Annotated in this window: 13 protein-coding genes; all 13 read right to left on the bottom strand. The window is 35.3% G+C overall.

Features of this window, described 5'->3' with window-relative positions; translation table 11 throughout:
- Positions 1–83: 83 nt before the first annotated feature.
- Entirely contained in the window at positions 84–680 is a 597-nt protein-coding gene (locus tag HMPREF0373_RS11460; protein WP_021739885.1) for a class I SAM-dependent methyltransferase, read from the bottom strand.
- A gap of 7 nt (positions 681–687) precedes the next feature.
- Complete coding sequence (locus HMPREF0373_RS11465; protein WP_021739886.1) at positions 688–1,860, bottom strand: HNH endonuclease domain-containing protein; 1,173 nt, start codon at positions 1,858–1,860, stop codon at positions 688–690.
- Positions 1,861–1,873: 13 nt separating this feature from the next.
- Positions 1,874–3,025 (bottom strand): cysteine desulfurase family protein, encoded by a 1,152-nt coding sequence (locus HMPREF0373_RS11470; RefSeq protein WP_021739887.1) that lies wholly within the window; start codon positions 3,023–3,025, stop codon positions 1,874–1,876.
- 1 nt (position 3,026) lies between these two features.
- On the bottom strand, positions 3,027–3,407 hold the full coding sequence (dndE, locus tag HMPREF0373_RS11475; protein WP_021739888.1) for a DNA sulfur modification protein DndE: 381 nt from the start codon (positions 3,405–3,407) through the stop codon (positions 3,027–3,029).
- Complete coding sequence (dndD, locus tag HMPREF0373_RS11480) at positions 3,404–5,350, bottom strand: DNA sulfur modification protein DndD (protein WP_021739889.1); 1,947 nt, start codon at positions 5,348–5,350, stop codon at positions 3,404–3,406. The genes dndE and dndD overlap by 4 nt, the downstream gene beginning before the upstream one ends.
- Positions 5,347–6,849, bottom strand: coding sequence for a DNA phosphorothioation system sulfurtransferase DndC (gene dndC / locus HMPREF0373_RS11485; RefSeq protein WP_021739890.1), 1,503 nt, complete (start codon positions 6,847–6,849; stop codon positions 5,347–5,349). Before dndC ends, dndD begins: the two co-directional genes overlap by 4 nt.
- Positions 6,850–6,860: 11 nt before the next feature.
- Positions 6,861–7,931, bottom strand: a complete 1,071-nt coding sequence (dndB, locus tag HMPREF0373_RS11490) for a DNA sulfur modification protein DndB (RefSeq protein ID WP_021739891.1) — start codon at positions 7,929–7,931, stop codon at positions 6,861–6,863.
- A 119-nt stretch (positions 7,932–8,050) separates the two neighbouring features.
- The gene (locus HMPREF0373_RS11495; RefSeq protein WP_021739892.1) at positions 8,051–8,734 is read right to left on the bottom strand and encodes a hypothetical protein; all 684 of its coding nucleotides are present in this window, start codon (positions 8,732–8,734) and stop codon (positions 8,051–8,053) included.
- Positions 8,721–11,861: an ATP-binding protein gene (locus HMPREF0373_RS11500; protein WP_021739893.1), complete on the bottom strand. Its 3,141-nt coding sequence runs from the start codon at positions 11,859–11,861 to the stop codon at positions 8,721–8,723. The genes HMPREF0373_RS11495 and HMPREF0373_RS11500 overlap by 14 nt, the downstream gene beginning before the upstream one ends.
- Positions 11,854–12,648, bottom strand: coding sequence for a hypothetical protein (locus HMPREF0373_RS11505; RefSeq protein ID WP_021739894.1), 795 nt, complete (start codon positions 12,646–12,648; stop codon positions 11,854–11,856). The genes HMPREF0373_RS11500 and HMPREF0373_RS11505 overlap by 8 nt, the downstream gene beginning before the upstream one ends.
- A 12-nt stretch (positions 12,649–12,660) precedes the next feature.
- Positions 12,661–15,108, bottom strand: a complete 2,448-nt coding sequence (locus tag HMPREF0373_RS11510; RefSeq protein WP_021739895.1) for a DEAD/DEAH box helicase — start codon at positions 15,106–15,108, stop codon at positions 12,661–12,663.
- Positions 15,081–17,114 carry a C-terminal helicase domain-containing protein gene (locus HMPREF0373_RS11515; protein ID WP_044964158.1) on the bottom strand — a complete coding sequence of 678 codons (2,034 nt, stop codon included), beginning with the start codon at positions 17,112–17,114 and terminating at the stop codon, positions 15,081–15,083. Before HMPREF0373_RS11515 ends, HMPREF0373_RS11510 begins: the two co-directional genes overlap by 28 nt.
- A gap of 32 nt (positions 17,115–17,146) precedes the next feature.
- The gene (locus HMPREF0373_RS11520; RefSeq protein WP_021739897.1) at positions 17,147–18,430 is read right to left on the bottom strand and encodes a type III restriction enzyme, res subunit; all 1,284 of its coding nucleotides are present in this window, start codon (positions 18,428–18,430) and stop codon (positions 17,147–17,149) included.
- Positions 18,431–18,445: the final 15 nt, after the last annotated feature.

Genomic DNA, 18,445 nt, shown 5'->3' on the forward strand with positions numbered 1-18,445 from the left:
GCCCCATACTCTTCCAATAATCTGGAATCTATATTAAAAAAGTCACTAAAATATATTTTATTTGAACTCATTAGTCTCCGTCATCAAATCTTTTTTGCCAAAACATTAATCCAGTTTTGTGTGTTATACTCGTTTCTTACATCACAGGTCAACCAACTATCACAAACATCTAAATCAATTACAGATTTAATTAGTTCATTTATTTTTTTATCTGTCATATCACAAAAATAACGATTCGTTACACAATCAAAACGGTTTTTATCCCCATATTTCCAAGATGCATAGAGTACTCCCCCTTTTTTTAGAGCAGCTGCGATGTTTTTCAGCACAGTTACCACTTCATCTTCCGGAATATGAAGAAGAGAAGCACAAGCCCATATTCCATCAAAACAATCCTGATAGTCCATTTCTTGAAAAGTTAGTTTTCTAACTTCTTGGCCTGTCAACTTTGAAGCATACTCACACATGATTCCAGAAGCATCGAATGCAGTTACAGTATAGCCTTTTTCAATAAAATGTTTACTATCCCGGCCGCTGCCACATCCGGCATCCAATACAGAAGCACCTTCAGACAGATACTTTTCAAATCGATCATATAATTTCTGCATATCCAAGTGTGCCGTACTTTCGGCATACTGCTCATCATAAAATGCAATCGTTGTTTCTAATTCTTGTCTCATAGCTACCTCATATAACCAACTGTTTTGGTAATTTCCATAGTCCGTATCCCTGCAAATAAGCAGAGTCATACAATGGTTTCATGTTATGCTCCAGGATATTTATGAACTGCTCCCTCGAATTCCCCTCAATGTATAATCTTTCAGTTGCCCAAATAGCATTAAGATTGTCTCTACGGCACTTTTCAAAGCTTGTTCGCACTTCTCCATGAGAAAAAATAACTTCGTACAATCTATACTGACTCTCAGCCATTCTCCGAAAATACTCACTCCAATCAGGAAGTTTATTATTCTTGCTTGAGTTCAAACTCTTTTCCATCGGAATCAAATTCCATAACTCGTCATTTGCTACATAAGACCACGGAACAAAGTGATCCAAATCAAAGTGCTGAATATCTAACTCTCTACCAGAGTAAATATCATATACAGATAGCTTTCCATAATTGACTGCTGACTTCCACAAATCACGAGCATTACTTAACTTGCGGGTTGTCTCATTTTCCGGAGATAGTTTGTAAATAATACCTGGCACTCCCGGATTACGATCCTGTAAAAAACGAATTTTTTTTAACTGAATCCAGCTTGTAATTACTGGATAATTATCGTAAATAAGTTGTTTCCAGTATTCGTTCACATGTACCTTTTTCTGTAGGCCTTTTCCGTCAATAATAGTATACAAAAGCGGTGTCTTTTTATTAATCATTTCAAAATAGGCAATTAAACGCTTTTGAGAATCCCAAACACGATCACTGCCACTTACCTCGTCCAAGAAAGACGATAGCAAACGATATGGAACATATATAGTCAGACTATTCTTATCTACTCGAAGCTCTGAATCATTGCGCACAATTGCTTCCATGACATCATTTTTTGAGGATGGTTGCTTTAATAAAGGATCTTTTTCCACGATCCCGATAGCATGCTCAAGAAAGTTTTCAGACTTCCCCTTAATTGTCGGTCCAAGATGTAAATGGTAACGTGTAACTGAATGCCATGCTTCCAAAATCATCTCGTTTATAATCTGATCAAATGTTAAATCCTCTTCAGTGATTGTAATCAAATTCACAATCGCTTCTAACCAATAGAATTTGTAACATTGTGATGGATCATCCAGCATCCTGGCAAATTTATCTGTATCCAAATTATTTTTATAAATCAAATCCGAATGAAGTTCTAACTCCATACATTTCACCTCATTACTGAGCTAACATTTTGGCTATATCTATCAGCTTCCTAAAATCTGTTTTCAGAAGGTTTATATCTGTATCTGGTCCCCAACTGATACGAACAGAGTTTTCAATTCTTTCTGGAGATAAACCCATTGCTGTTAATACATAGCTTGGCGCATAATTTTTAGATGTACATGCAGATCCATTAGAAATTCCACAGTAATTCTTAGTTGAAATCATCAATGCTTCTGAAGATACCCCTTCCAGACAAAGATTTAATGTATTAGAAATACAATATTCCAAAGCACCATTAAACGAATATTTAATTCCAGATTCCTTTAATAAGCCAATAATACAGTCTCTTACAGCCTGTGTTTTTATACGATTATCGGCATAAGTGCTTTCAGCCAACTCACAGGATTTTCCACAACCTGCTACCAGTGCAACCGGAATTGTTCCCGGGCGGATTCCACGTTCCTGCTGCCCACCATACATTATCGCCTTTACTGGAGGTAGCTTATACTTCTTTTTGCGTAACACTAAGACGCCTACCCCTTGTGGTCCTCTGAGCTTATGGGCACTAAAGGAAAGCATATCATACGGTGTATTTCTCAATTCATCTACAAGTTTTCCGCAACTTTGCGTGGCATCGATATGAAATAAAACATTCTTTTCACGTAAAAAATGTCCGATTTTTTCTATTGGCTGAATAATGCCAGTTTCATTGTTTACATGCATTAAGCTGACGAGGAGAGTATCCTCCCTAACTCTGCTCAAAATTTTATCTGGATCAAGCTGTCCTGATTGTTCTGGATCAACAATGTCAATCTCAAAACCTTTTGTAACCATTGCTTTCACTGTTTCCAAAACAGCTTTGTGTTCAATGGATGAAGTAATAATATGCTTCTTGCCACTCCGAACTGCATATGCTTCCAATCCTTGAATAGCAATATTATTACTTTCTGTCGCTCCACTAGTAAAGAAAACCTCTCCTGCTGAAACACCTAATAGAGAAGCAACTTGTTTCCTTGCGTTTTCTACAATCCCTCTTGCCTGATCACCATAATCATGAGTTCTGCTGTCTGCATTTCCAATATGATTTCTATATACATCAATCATTGTATCTAATACTGCTTCATCGATAGGCGCTGAAGCATTGTAATCCAAATAAATGCCCATTTTACTTATTCACCGCCAATTTCAATAAATCATCTATATTTTTTATAAATCCAGTTCCGCAAAGATGTGCAATGCCTCGTTCTAAATTCAGATGAAAATACTTGATAATTGTATCATTATCTGTTGGAAGGCCCATTTTTAGGCACCAAGCTTTTGTTAATGCCTCATATATTTCATAGTATTCTCCACCAAACGTATACCAGGACATTTCCAAATTACTATCTGCAACTATTGGAATATCTGTAGGAATTGTATTCTCTGAAAATGAGTATGATAATGCCCATCGGCAGAGTATATTCCAATTCTTAATTCCAGTTTTTGCCTTTAATCTGGAAAGTTGATCCTTTGCTTGCTGAGATACACGTACTTGTTTGATTATCATTTATCCTGAAAATATCCTTTCAAAATCGTAGTACTCTTTGTTTCTTCACTATAACTTAATGTAAATTCATCACCAACTGATTCCTTCATCATGTTATAATAAGTATGATCTATTTCAGAATCTGTTGAGAGAATGATTGTCTGCTCACTTGCCTGTGGAAAATAGGTAGTAACAAGGGAAGTTCTATGCATAGAATCTAATCTAGACAGTGGAGTATCAATTATAACCGGCAATTTTTTCTTAGAACAAATTGCTAACGCCCAAAGTATTGCGATAACCATTAACTGTTTCTCACCAGCAGATAATGAATCTTTTGAAACGTTCTTACCTAAATCATCTAAATATGCAATATCCAGACTTCTTGGATCCATTACAATTTTCTGAATTAAATTCTTCTTATTGGCAAGTTTTTTATAACAAGCAGTAATCGTATCTGCAAGAACATCTGTCTTTCTTTTCTGAAGTTCTACAGTAAATTCCTCGGCAATATGTAATGCAATATTTGAATATCTCATCATTCGATCGGAATCATCAAGAAGTTCCTCGTTAGCCAAATAAGCTTCCACTGCTTTGGAAAATTCAGATGATGCTGCCATAAGCGCACCGTTAATAGTGGTTCGTTCTTGTTGCTTGGAAGTTAACTTTACATTTAATTGAACTAATTCCAATTCCTGTTCACGAATATCTGTAAACAATTCACTTAGCACCTTTTCATTAATATCCAGGGATAAGTAACTTTCCACCTCATCTAAATTCTTCTGCAAGGCTTCTTTTCTTTCAAGCAATTGTTTAGTAGAGGAAGTAACTTGTGTTAAAATCTCCTCGATCAAACTGTTTAACTGAAAGAGTGCATGATCAGATACTCCATATAATGGCTCAGTTGCTGCAGCTTCTGACATTTCCTTTACGAAATTTACAAATGCTTTATTATGTGGATAACTTTCGGTATGCTGAACCGAATACTCTTGGAGCAAAATCTCGATCTGCCACATTGCTTGTTGCATTATAAGATCGTTATGTTCATCTTCAGCTTGCAATTTAATATCAAGTATTAGGTCTTTAACTAATACTAATGGAAGTGCATCTGCAGAAGCGTCAATCAGCAAGGCTTGATTCTGGTCAATTTCAGCTAATAAATCAGATCGTTTTTGCATCAATGCTTTTCTTTGTTCAATCACATCTCCACCTTTTAATTCATATTGATGATGAAGCTCCTCAATTTCATTTTGCTTTTTAGCAACATCCTGAGTAATTTTTTCGATATCTTTATCTGTCTTTTGCAAGGCAATTTCTAGTTCTTCTTTTTTCTGCCTAAGTTCTTCTAAATCCATCCCTGCCCGTCCATGAGTTGTCTTCTTTGATGATTTTCTAAGTACACGACTTAAATCATTCTTTAAAACATCCAACACACTAATGCCAAGCATTGAACGTATAGATTCTTTCATTTGAACATTGGTATCATCTACAGCAAGTTCAGCTATTTTTTCGCCATCAAAGAAGTAAAAACTTGACAGTGCGCTTGGAAGAATATTTTCAATGAACATTGCCCAGTTTTTAGTAAGGAATTCATTGTATTGACCATTTTCCTTAACAGTAATGGTTTCTGCAGTTCTTCTGCTCAACGAGTCCCATTTTCTGTTAATTACATATTCTCTACCAGTGCTTTCACTCATAACAAATTCAAGTTCAACAGAAGCTTGCTGATTCCAACTACTTTTATTAATGTATGAACGCAGGTATTTACCGTAAGTCGAATAATTACTTTCTTTGTATGCAATAGAGTTTGAACCATATAAAGCTAAAAGTATCGCCTCAAGAAAAGTAGTTTTTCCTCGACCATTCATACCTCCGACTAATACAATCGGCTTATCACTTGTAAATTCAAATGAATTTTGACCAGCATAAACACCGAAATTATTTAACGTAAGTCTTTTAATTATCATTCTTCCACATCCTCGACTTCTGAGTCTTCCTCAGATATATAATCCAGGAATTTTTCATTATACTTTCCACCCATTTGTTTTTTTCGATTCATACGATCTGAATAGTATGCTGTTGCATCTTCTTCATTCATGTAAAAAGTACGTCCAATTGCCTTCTCAATATCGTTAAGAATACCCTTTCTTGCATTTAATCCCTGCGCACGATTCTCGATATCTACCAGATTATACATCATCTCAAATGCGAGTTCTTCTTCTCCATATAGTCTGCTGCAAACAGATTGCAATATTTTCCATTCTTCTGAACCGAAATTATCAAAACAAATCCAATCTGGATCATCAAATTCCATTCCAGTAACCTCTTTGTAAATAGTTGGTACTGAATCACAGAATTCATGTTTCTCCTGAACCCAAATACGGCGTATAGCTCGCAGTTCTTCAATTCGAATAAGTTTCAGTGTACTAAATTCTTCTGGTCCATTCAGATTGATATCCTGCTGAATTTCTAAAAGTTCTTTAAGCCATGCTTCGCGAACCTCTTTCTTATATGGTCCATGAAACAATTTGCCGTAATTACCTTGTAAATTTCCATGCATTCTTCGAAAACTTCTCCGTTCACGATCACCTTCAGGATTTCCAAATTTATTTCTAAACTCTAATAATGGAGTCATCCATTCTTTTTCTTCATCATTAGCGATCATGGCCTCCATTGATTTATCGTTTTCTACCATTGTACAAACCCAACAACCAAAACGACTTTTGCCACATGATGGCATACTTTTATCAACCATCAATGGGCATTCATTATCAGCTGTAGCTCCACGATACATGGTCATTAAATCCATATTAGAGTAACCCCAAGGATTTTTATACTGCATTAGAAATACCCAAACATCATCATTTGACCAGGTTTCCAAAGGAGAAAAAACTAATTCATTGGCAAGTGTAGGATTTGGACTCAATAACTCTCGAACACGCTTTTTTTCGAGAGTTGTCATCGTTCTATTTCTACGAGAACTTTCTTGCTTTCTAGTTCCTAATACAAGAATAATTTCTCCATGTTCTGCTATTTTATTTTTTATAAAATTATTAACAGGTTTGATTTTTAAACGATCTGTGCACCAACGATATTTCATTCTTGGAAAAGGATATCCTCTTCCAATCAGATTCACCCAAAACGTATCATTAAAGTCTGGAATCAATTTTTCAGGAATGAATGGAACCTGTTTTTCCTTTGCCATTTCTCTCATAGCATCTAATGATTTTTCAACCCATTTTGAGACGACCGGAGATTCAACTAATGTATCCGTATTCATGATATGTATTGGTTTTTTTCTTAACTCAACCGGAAGTCGTTCAATCGCCATCCAGACTAGCTGAACAGCTGCAGTACTATCTTTACCTCCTGAATAACCAATCATCCAAGGAATATCATCCGATAAGTATAGATTTTGAACTGTGGTAATCAGACCGTTTATATATTCTTTTGTAATTGTAGCCATATACTTAATTCCTATTCTGATAATGTCTTTTTCAGCGTTTTTTCAGCTGATTCTTCGTCCGAAGATAACGGAAGATTCAGATTATTTTTAAGGATATTAGCAATTAACATTGCTGCCTTTTTATTTGTAATGATTCTTCCATTTTGATTAATTGCACGCATTAGCCATTGATTAGAACTTCTGTGCCAATCAACCTTCTCAAGCCCCTTTAAACAGCTATCCAAGTCAATTTCTGGATGAATAAACAAATAATGTCCAATCCTTCCCAGTGCTTGTATTACAATACTTTGGGTAGCAATATAGTTTTCTCGTAAATCTACCTTTGTTATCTCTTTATTTTCTAATTCCTTCCATTGCGACATATGAAGGCAAACACATGACCAAAAGCGGTATAAGAAGACATCAGCCGAATCCAATGAACGACGTCCAATAATAGCCTTGTTGGCAGTATAAAATGTATTCAGTGTAAAAAGGCTTGAAGAGTATTTACCTAGAATATCTTTTTCCTTATCTGTATATGTATTTAAAAATGGGATCTTCCCTATTACTTCTCGTGTAATTACCGCCATTCCATCTCTAGAATCGTATAATTCAGAAATGGAGTTTGATGTCTTTACAGCATTTTTATTTAAATCTGTAAAAATTTGCTGACTTTGAGCCAATCCTTTATCAGCAAAGAATACAATAGAAATTGTTTCATCTCCTAAAGATGGATCTTCCTGAAGAGCTTCCAGTATTGCTGATTTTCTATGCTGTCCATCATTAATTAAAAATTTTGCATCCATACTTATTTCCAAAACACCAACATCTGGTACCTCAGTGGACGAACAAAATTTAAAATCTCCATCTATTGAAGCTGCTAGAGCGGAAAAAACGTAAGATTCTCTGTTATCTAAAATGTACTTACTAATTACAGGAATTCGAGTCTCATTAAGTTTTCGCTGAGCCCTATACTCTGGCAGTACATATTCATCATCTGATGGGAATAACCTAGACAGCATTTTTAGCGGCACCATTGCTATATAGTATTCCTTTTTTGCTTGTTTTCCCCTCACAACAGGGAATTTATATACAAACTCCATTTTCTCTCCTAAAGCATCAAACGAGATATACTTAAGTATCTACTTAAGTATATCTCGCAGACTGAAACATGTCAATATTCTTGTGCTATTATCAGAATCTGTCCTTCTTCAAAATCACATTAATTTTTAAAGTTTATAACAAATTTATTCTCTAAATGCTCCTTCTTAATCCAGCGTATAATATTATCCGTAACATCACTCACGTTAGCTTTTTTATTTGTTACAGAAACAATAAAGGATCTTATTTCATCACTCAGATTCAAGCTTTCCTCTAATTGATCAACATCATCTATACTTTTCTTCAGAAGAGTTAATCTTGAATTAACGCCATCATCAGACAACGATAACCCATTCCAGTCACTTCCATTGGCTATATTGATTCTGATTTTTGATACGCTTTCCGAATCTGATGCCAAATTCCCCAATGTATTGATCTTCGAAATGCTTCCGGCCGTCTTCTTCTGATGGTATGATTTCCATTCCTTCGTAAGATTCGCATTTACCTTTTTGTTTATATGCTGACGTGCGCCGTTCAAAGAATCGGCATCTACTACACTGGACGATATCACATTTCTCAACTGTGTTATGCCTTCTTCTAGGTTTGTGACTGTCTCGCTAGTGATTGAATAATCCATCAACTGAGTGGCCTTTTGTAATTTACTCATAGAAGATGAAAAATCCTTAACTATAGTCGAATAGTCCGAATCATTTTTTGCCTTCTTCTCAGCATCTAAAGCCGCATTTTCAACTATATCTAACTGCTTCATCTTTTTAATAGACTTGTTTAAGCTATCCGATAACATGATTTTTCTTCACCTCCTCGATAACCAGCTGACATTCATCAAGCATTTTAGTCTCGTCAAGATACTTGGTTTCATATGCTTCGCCAGATCCCACTCCCTTATGTTTCATTCTTGTCTCAACCTCACTATTTGCCTTTTCCATATCATTTGCTACAAGTTTCAACAAATCAACGAACGGTTTCAATGTCTGCATTGGATCACGGCTTAACCTAATTAAAGCCTCGATAGAATCTTCTATTTCTGCTATTTGCATTGCATTCTTTATTGAACTCAATATTGATGTCGAATTCTTTTTACAGTTATTAATCCAAGTTGAATCATAATGTACCGCAATGCTGACATGACTCTTTTGAGCCTGTTGATAGAAGCTTCCCACTTTTTTGATGATGTCTTCTATATCGCTGGAATCTTCAAATTCTTCCAGATCAATATATTTCTTCAACACTTCTATTTGTAAAGAAAGCGCAGCTTTCTCATCTCCAACAACGATATCTACTCGATCCAAAACTTTCTTTAAATATTCGCTGAAAATTCGTCTTTTCTTTACCGGATCATTGAGCTGTAAATCAGACTCTTCAAATCGAAGACCTGTTTTGATGGTTTTTCGAACAGCCTTGTTAAACGCAATATGATCGAATTCATAATTAGTGGATGTCAAGGCAGTTCCTTGTGGCAGATTATAATACTGTAATACGCAATTACGTGCATCTTTTCCATCCGCCCCATTCGTCATCTTCATCAGGTCATTCCAGTTTTTTGTATGCCCGTTGTTTGTTTGAACTGAAGGGTTTTTATGCAAAAGCATGTCTGGTGTGAAATTCTGCGGATTCTGATAATTCTTACAGTATCCATTCAAAATCAACCTCAGAAACTCCGCTGCTGTTGCATATGTAAAATAATCAGCCTGAGTATCATCATAATGCATAATTGCATTTACTATGAGCGGCTTTATGCTATCACTCCATTTTTGAACTCGATAAAGGTAGTCTGTAGATCCTTTAAAATTCCATGACTTTTTACCCACTTCACTCCATCGCACAAAGGCTTCAATGATTTTTCTTGATTCTATAGAGGCTGGCAGAGTAACAACGGCATCACTTTTCATAGTCTGACGTTCAAATGCAACTAGGTATTTATTTCCAGTATCGCGGATTTTTAGCATTGCATCAATAGATATTCCCTCGGAAAGCCAATCAATAGTGTTATACAGATAATCATTTATATTCTTTCTCGCATCATTTAAGGCTCGAACATTCTTTGTGGTAGCTCCTATGCTAAGCTTATAATCCTTATTTTCGATCCAGCGATCCACTTCTGCCAATGCAATAAGCACTTGTTCGTTTTCTTTTTCAATTGGCTCATCCACTTTAGGTGGATGCGTTGTATCACCTCCTGATGTATCAGTCTCTACACCTGGCTCATCAGGAACTGATACCTCGTTACCATCAATAATTGGTAAGCCTAATTCTTCATATACATCTGAAGGAATTCCTGCAATATGCTTTATTCCGTTCTTTTCATAAGTTTGTAACTTACCATTTCCCCAGATATACATGAAATGAGACAACCTAATTTTAGTTGCATCATTTAAAGAATTGTTATTATAAATCGCATTCTGTAACTCTGGATTCGCTGCATGAAACGATGGTCGTTTTACTGGGAACTCATCCAAATGATCTAACGCATCTTTTATATATGGCTCGATAATCTCTCTCATCAATGCACGGGGATTACGTTTGGCAATGTCTTGTTTTTCATACAAGAAAAGAATAGCGTTCTTCGTAAATGGGAATAGATTTATACTTTTTCCCTCAAGCTTATACTCTCCCCAGCCTTTTCCATTTGTAACTGTATGAACTGGATAAGAATCCATGCTTGCCTTACCTACTTCAACCCATTTCTGTATAACGTCAGATTCAAGAGAAATAGTGTTCAAATATTTTGCAAAAAATTCAATTAGTCCATTCTGATTTCCGGAAAACAGATCGTCTGGAACATATACAAAGTTATGAATTCTTCCCTTAGTATTTGTCTTAAACTTCTCACGGTAATAACCATCCGTAGAACCAACGATTGCATTTATTCTGCACATGTTCTTGTCTGGGTATTCGATCTTATCTGTTAGCAAAGCATCAAGAAGCGAGTCATCTACACCGGATGCAGCGGTTATATCTTCTATAAGGATCGTTAGTGTCTTTCCCTGTTTAAACAATTCCTGACGAATCTCTTCTATTACATTCGCCAAATCACCCGGCTCCAGACCAGCACATCTCTGAATTACTTTCTCAACAAATAAGTTCACATATGCTTTAATTGAATTAATAAATGGAACATCATCTATCATATTCTTTGCAATTTTACGCGCTTTCTCATCTGCACTTGCTAAGATTTGATAATAGAGTTCTGTGTCAATCTGTAAATCCTCTTGATGGAACTCAGGAATAGAATCATTTATTTCATTTGACTTATTCTCAGCAAACCTTGTATATATACGGTCAATAGGGCCGTCATCTTCCATTAATTTTTCTTTGAATAATGAATTTTGGAGTAATGCGATTAAATGCTTACGATTAACATTACTTATTTTTCTTTCTCCATTCTCATCACCAGCTTTTCCATTATCATTAGTGATTTGAATAATAAACTGATAATAAATGGTTTCTTTAAGTTCGTTTTCTGGAACAGTTGTTGTTGCGGAAACAAGCTTTTTGTAAAGTTCTTTATTCGGAAGATTTTTTATCTCTGGTAACTCGATTAATTGTTTGATGGTACCTTTTAAAGTATTATCCGCTCTTCGAATAGGGAGTACGATTTCATTATCTGATTTTCTAATCTCCAAAACCGTATTGATCCATCTGATCAAATGTGATTTACCTGCACCACTATCTCCGATAACAAGAACAAACTGGTCTTCTTCTCTTTCCGTCATAAACTGATCATATACTTCCTCTTCAGTTTTTGGATATTTTTTGTCCTGTTCCGGAACTTCAGCATGATCTGTTAAATGCTCTGTAATATAAAGCTTTTTCATCGGAACATGTGTCGCAAGGAAATCGCCTTGAGAGTTATGCATAACATCCGGACGAATAACATCCATATACCTTTTTCTGGCTACTTCTTTATTCACGTTTTACCCCCTTATACACAATCGATGAAACTGGTTGATTAAAAAGTTCTTTAGATGGATACAAAATCCACTTCATGTCTTGGTCGCTACCAAACTTAAGAACAATTTCCCCATTCTCATGAAGTTCGCGCAATGCACTGGACATTGCTATATTAAAATTCCTATCTCCCGTTTTTTCAGATAGAATGACTTTACCATATTGCATAAATTTTGACATAAAAACATCGATTGGATACTCAGTTTTCTTTTCCAAATTCAGTAGACTTATTACGTTTTTACAGTAAACATACGCATTAGGTAAAAACGTGAATCCGTTCATGCAGCCAAATCCTAAAAATTGGGACCAAAAACGCCATCCTCGAATCATTGGAGCCTTTATCGTTTCTCCTGTACGTTCTGACAAAAGATTTAACATATTTGAATCTGAAATTGCTCCATATTCGTAAACTCTTTCATTTAAATTCACGATAATATTCGAGCATTTCCAAAATTGGCTTTCTTCAAATTCTGGTAATACAGTAATTACATGTTTTCTAAATTCATTTATATTTTTTAGCTGCTTATTAGAATCAACCAAAGAGATTATGCCATCTTTATTTTCTACTAGTTTCAGCTCAGTGGCAGTCTTAAATATCGCAGAAAAGTAGGAAGTTCCTTCATATATTTCAGGCGGCTCCATCAAGGCCTGCAGTTCGTTTCGTGGAATACTCTTCTTATTTTCCACTATCTTATATAAGGCAAAAACTCTAGCTGGAATTGCCTCTGTAACCATGCTACCTACAAACATAACATTCCTCCTCTATCTAATCACTTTTCCGTCAATATCTAACGAAATCGTCTTATCAGAAGTATTTGAAATACAAAAATCATTTTTCGATATATGGATTACCGTATTTCCTTTTTTTATGCACTTTCTAACCTGTTGATATTCTTCCCTTGCCACAACAGGATCATCACTATAAACAGCCATAACAACTCCTGAAATATAATACCCATTATCATATTTTAGAAGTGTTTTTAATTCCTGATAATTGACGTATATTAATTCAGGATGGCGGTCTTCATCATATAAGATGCTATCATTCGTCACCACTACATTAGGCTGATATTGCTTTATTATTTCTGTTGAATCCTGTTGTGAAATAATCAATGCCTCTCGAGTATGCGAAAAAAACTCTTTAACACTCGGTGTCAGCGTTTTTCTTGGAATATCTACACCAACCAGTAAAGGAAAACGATTTATTTCATCACGGACAACATTAATATGTTGCCCACATCCAGGACAGTATTCTGAAACCAATGGATATGTCTCATAAAACATAGAAGACCAACATAATTGTGCTTCCTTTTCTATTGCATTTCTCATAAGAGAAAATGAAGATAATGATTTAGCAACCTCTTTTTCTCGAACCGCTTCAAATAATGTTTTTGCCTCTTCCGTATTTGAAGTGATCAAATCATTTACTATTTTCACTGTAAATATATATCGATTATCATCGTCCAGTTCGATTGCCGATATCCGAATCAAGTCATATCTATTAAGCAGTAATAATACATTGATATTCCACTTCTCGTCAGTATCATTTCCTTCTTCAAAATAATTAATCCGGCTATAGTTTGGCTTAGTCGAGGCAAAAATTGATATTTCTCCTCCACTCCACATGTTAGCTGGATTCTTGTACATGCTCCACCAACGTCCCCATAGTTTTTCAGTAGTTAGCACTTTACTTACATGTTTATATGCCTTGTTAACATCATTCATCTCAATGCACATAATACTTAAACACTGAAGGCCATCTCTTCCACCTCTACCAAGCTCCTGGTAATATGAGTCTGGACCATCTGGAACATATAGATGTAATACGGTTCTCACATCTGGTTTATCAACACCAACTCCAAATGCAGAGGTCGCGATCATAATCTCATATTGATTATCTGACCACTCATTAATTAATACTAATCTCTCATCTGATTTTGTATCGCCGGTAAATGTTTTTATATTAGAATATCCATATCCCTCAAAAAAGGTTTTCCATTGTTCCGCTTCATATGGAGAATTTACATACAAGATTAAAGGTTTCGGCATAATATTGATTAGATTTAGAACTTTTGCTCGCTTCTCTTTATATGACTTTGCTTTAACCATTATAAATCTTGGTTCTTTGCGCAACGCATCACATCGGATTTCCAACCACTTTCCAGGCTCTGAAAACATTTTTTTCAGAGTTATAACTGTATCATCCTTGAATGTTGCAGACAGCAAAAACGTCCTAATGTCAGGATTTACTTTGAGCAGATCTCTTCTCCAAGGTCCCAAACATTGATAATCAACTCTAAAAAAGTCACCCCATGCTACAACAATATGTGCTTCGTCAATAATGATATTTTTAATATACCTTAAAGAATTTGCATAGCTTATCAATTCTTTAAAGTGTTCATTTTTTATCAATGCTTCCGGCGATATAAATAATAATTTAGCGGTTTGGTTCTTGATCGCATTTGATATTTTTTCAATATTCTTAGAACCGCTGTAGTAACAAAAGATTTCTCCATCCTGAGATATTTTGATATTTTTCTTAGCAACTCGCTCTTGATCAATAGCCAACGATACAGTTGGAACAACCACTATTGACAAGCCTGTTTTTTCATAGCTTATTGCCTGAGTCACTAAACTCTTTCCACCACCAGTCGGCATAGATACTAATGTCGTGTAAGTTTCTGGTGTATTCAATGCCCCATATACGCACAACTTTTGTTGAATAGATTTAAATTCCTTAAATCCAGTCAATTCACGAAGATATTTATTGGTAGCCAAACAATATGGAGAGTTGTTTGTCGGAATTTCCGTACTGCTATTGATAAATGCCTTTTCTACGAATTCTTTATGTTCTATGTATTCCGGAATCTCATAGGTTGTATAATACTTATGTGATGAAGGATTGAAATAGATTCCGTAGTGATTATCATCTAGCAAACCATATTCTTCAATTCTCAATTCCGTTTGGTATGAAAGCATGAAATTTCTCAGCGAACTAATATAATCGGATTTTCCTGCTGTTCCCTCTCTATACTTTTTATATGTATTAAGCAAACGAATAGCCATGTTTTCCAGAGCATTATCAACAGCATTCGGATACTCTGCTTTCGTTAGGAACCAGTCCCCTTCAGCTTCTTCATTTATGACCTTTTCAATATTTTCTATAATATTATGCTTCTCTATCATTTTTTTACCAACCACATAAAACATGCAGATTCCATTCTAACAATTGGCTTTGAAAGGCTCTCAAAGATTATTTCATATTGATGTTTCAATTGCTCCATAGAATCACTATCCTGAGTTCCGTAATAATTTGCCCTAGCTTCTTTAGTAGATAATATTTGATCTATCATTTCCTGAGCACCAGCAAGATTAGACTCGCTTTTGAATTTTTCAAATGCTTTCTTGCGTGCGATTTTCTTACTCTGCTCCACAAGCGTGCTCCAATGTTCCTCTGGATACTGTGCTTTAAACCATTCCAGATTTGTACATTTATATTTGTTTGAAATTCCCATAAAAGCACTACCATATCCACGTTTACCCAAATGTTCAATACCATCATTTCCGTTGAAATATCCAGTCTGAACCACTCTTCGATGCTCGTCCAAAACGCTTTTAATAGGAACTTGACTGGATGTAGAGAACGGCACAGGTATGATCTGTATCGATGTTGCCAAATACTGTCTAAACAAGCCTAATGCAAACAACGAAATGCCTTCATCTAAAAGTAATCTCTCATTTGGCTCAATTGAAAAAGTGTATATGAATCCTCTCCAATTGATAGAAGATTCTGCCGCGAATGCTGTAGCCATTCCCTTATAGGAATGCATAGCATTATCAACAATACAGTCAAATATTTCGTCGCCTGGAGCATAAAAATGAATATAATCGTTCTTAATAGCGACATCACGATCAAAGGATCCCACAATTGTTCTGTCATTTTTGGCGATGTTCTTCTGTTTCTCTTCTTGCAGTCCTCTCTGTACTCTAATTGAAATTTCGTTTTGTTTTTTACTTAGATAATTATCCCAGCTTGGAGGCAACAAGAACGAATTTTGAGCTGATTTTATCGAAAAGTTTCTCTCATCAAAAGCTACTAATCCAGAATCTTTATTTTGATTTAACATTCCAAAGCCAGCCAATGAAGCCCAGCTCATCATAGTTTGAGCAAATAATTTGTTTTCATTGAACTGATAATTAGATAACAAACGTTCTAATTGAACATATAACGGGCGATATCTCAAAGCTGCAGTGTCAAAAATCTGCTCTCTTTGAACTGTTTCTCTCATATTACTTGCTTCTTTAATAAGATCTGGAACCAATCGATATAATCCATATTCAAAATCAGATCTTATAGATTCAATGATCTTCTTATTAACATCATTCATGATTATTTCCAAACCACTCAATGACTGTCTAAACACGTTTAATCCCTGATTCCAGAAATTAAATAACTGATCTTCGTAGCTTTCAGTTGTGTGAATCACGACTGATGTAACTGGAACAGAAACATCTCTTCCCATACGATCTAATCTTCCGATCCTTTGTTCAATAGTATTTATGTTCCATGGAAGATCAATATGAATTACATAATCGGCAATCTGAAGATTTCTTCCTTCACCACCAGATTTATCACATAACAGTATCTTGCAGTCATCATCCGATTGGAACCGATAAATATTAATCTCTGCCGCTTCACGATCTATGCTTGTTGAGAATGCCGTAACTTCATCTCCAAACGCATCTTTTAATACTCTGTAATAAACATTGAATGTTTCTATCTGATCCGTAAAAATAACAACCTTTTTATTAAGCAACTCTGTTTCAATATAATAGATTAGCTTCACAAGTCGCGATGGATGTGAATCAACATCATCCAAGACATCAGCCATCTGTTCTATTATTTCATTTTCATCTTCAATCCATCGATCAGCGCTTTTCCATACGCTTTCAGGCAAGGATTGATTTTGTCCATAAATCTCAACTAATCTGGCTTTATATGCCCACGGAGAGCTAAAGAACGCCTCTAAAACAGGTTGGACTTCTCGTTCTATTTGAATACTTTCAAACTGATTCTGTTGTGATACAATCCAGTCTGTTAGAGTCCTATAGGCTTCGAATTCATAATAATTATTGTTCTCATCAATGGTGTACTTAATTTCATATAAATCCCTTGATGCAAATTCACCTTCCTCATCTTTAGGATATACTCCCAAAACGGCACGTCTTCCTCTTATGATGCTTCTTTCTATCTGATAATTATCACAGACATACGAAATAACGACTTGCATATCATACAATCCAAAATCATCGTTGTCAGAATATCGTCATTGATTAAGTCTGACAGCTCATCCAAACTATCCCTCAGTTCTTCTAATTGATCCTGTACATCTTCATCATCATGAGGATTTTCTTCTTCAACCTCTGGCAATAATTCATATTTGAAGCTATCGATATCATCCAGCAGCGAATGTGTCAAACGAGAAATTTTATTCTGTTTCTCTATTAATTTAGAAAATTCGCCAATGGTAACAGAATCATATAAATCAGGTTGGATTAACCTTAATAATCTAAGATATTCTTCCTTTCTTTGTTGAATCGGTGTTGCACTTAATAAAATGATATTATCGGCATTTTTGCTAAGACTATGAATTTTTGCATAACTTGTGGAATCTTTTATATAATTATGAACCTCATCAACAATTACAAAATCCCATCGACAATTATATGCCGATTTATCTAAGTCCTCAGCTGCTCTTAGCATGAGAAAATGACCGTTTGGATTTTCCCCCTCCATTATTCCAAATTTAAAAAGCAATTCCGTTCTCCATTGAGCCACCAATGCCTTGGGAACTGTAATTAATACTCTTTTTTCAGCTTTATTACTAAGGAACACCTTAAGCACAGAACAAGCCTCTATTGTTTTTCCAAGGCCTACCTCATCTGCAAGCATATATCTATATTTATCATTTTGAAGGCATCTCATAATGGTATTAATCTGAAATGCTTTTAAATAGATCTTGCAGCCTGCCAATTCCTTAAATCCAAAGATAGAATTATCAAGAATATTCATCGTCTCCTTGACTATTTGCCGACCCAAATACCAACAAGGATTCTGAAACTCATATTTTTCTAATTGTCGATCAGGGTTTGCAGCACCAGAAAAAAAAGAAGCCGTTATTTTTTCTTCTTCAATACACCGATAAGTTTTTGTGGCATCATCAAGGATATAATAATCATATCTCCCATCCTCTCGAACTTTATACTCCACTATTTCAGCCGCAGCTTTTCCCACTTTAACTTTAGATCCTTTAAACAAATGACAGTGATCTAGAATAGACAGCGGTGCCTCCTGAACTTCTTTTGGAATAAATTCAAAATATTTTTTGTATCCAAATGGATCCTCAAATATTATGTGAGCAGATTCATTAAACTCATTAACACTAACCACTTTTCCTGTTGCAAATATCCTTGGTTCCCGTGGATGTTCTAAGTCTATTGGACATCTTACGAATGATCCTTTGTGTAACATAATTGCTCCTTAATC

It is taken from the genome of Eubacterium ramulus ATCC 29099, from assembly GCF_000469345.1.
Classification (GTDB): Bacteria; Bacillota; Clostridia; order Lachnospirales; family Lachnospiraceae; genus Eubacterium_I; species Eubacterium_I ramulus.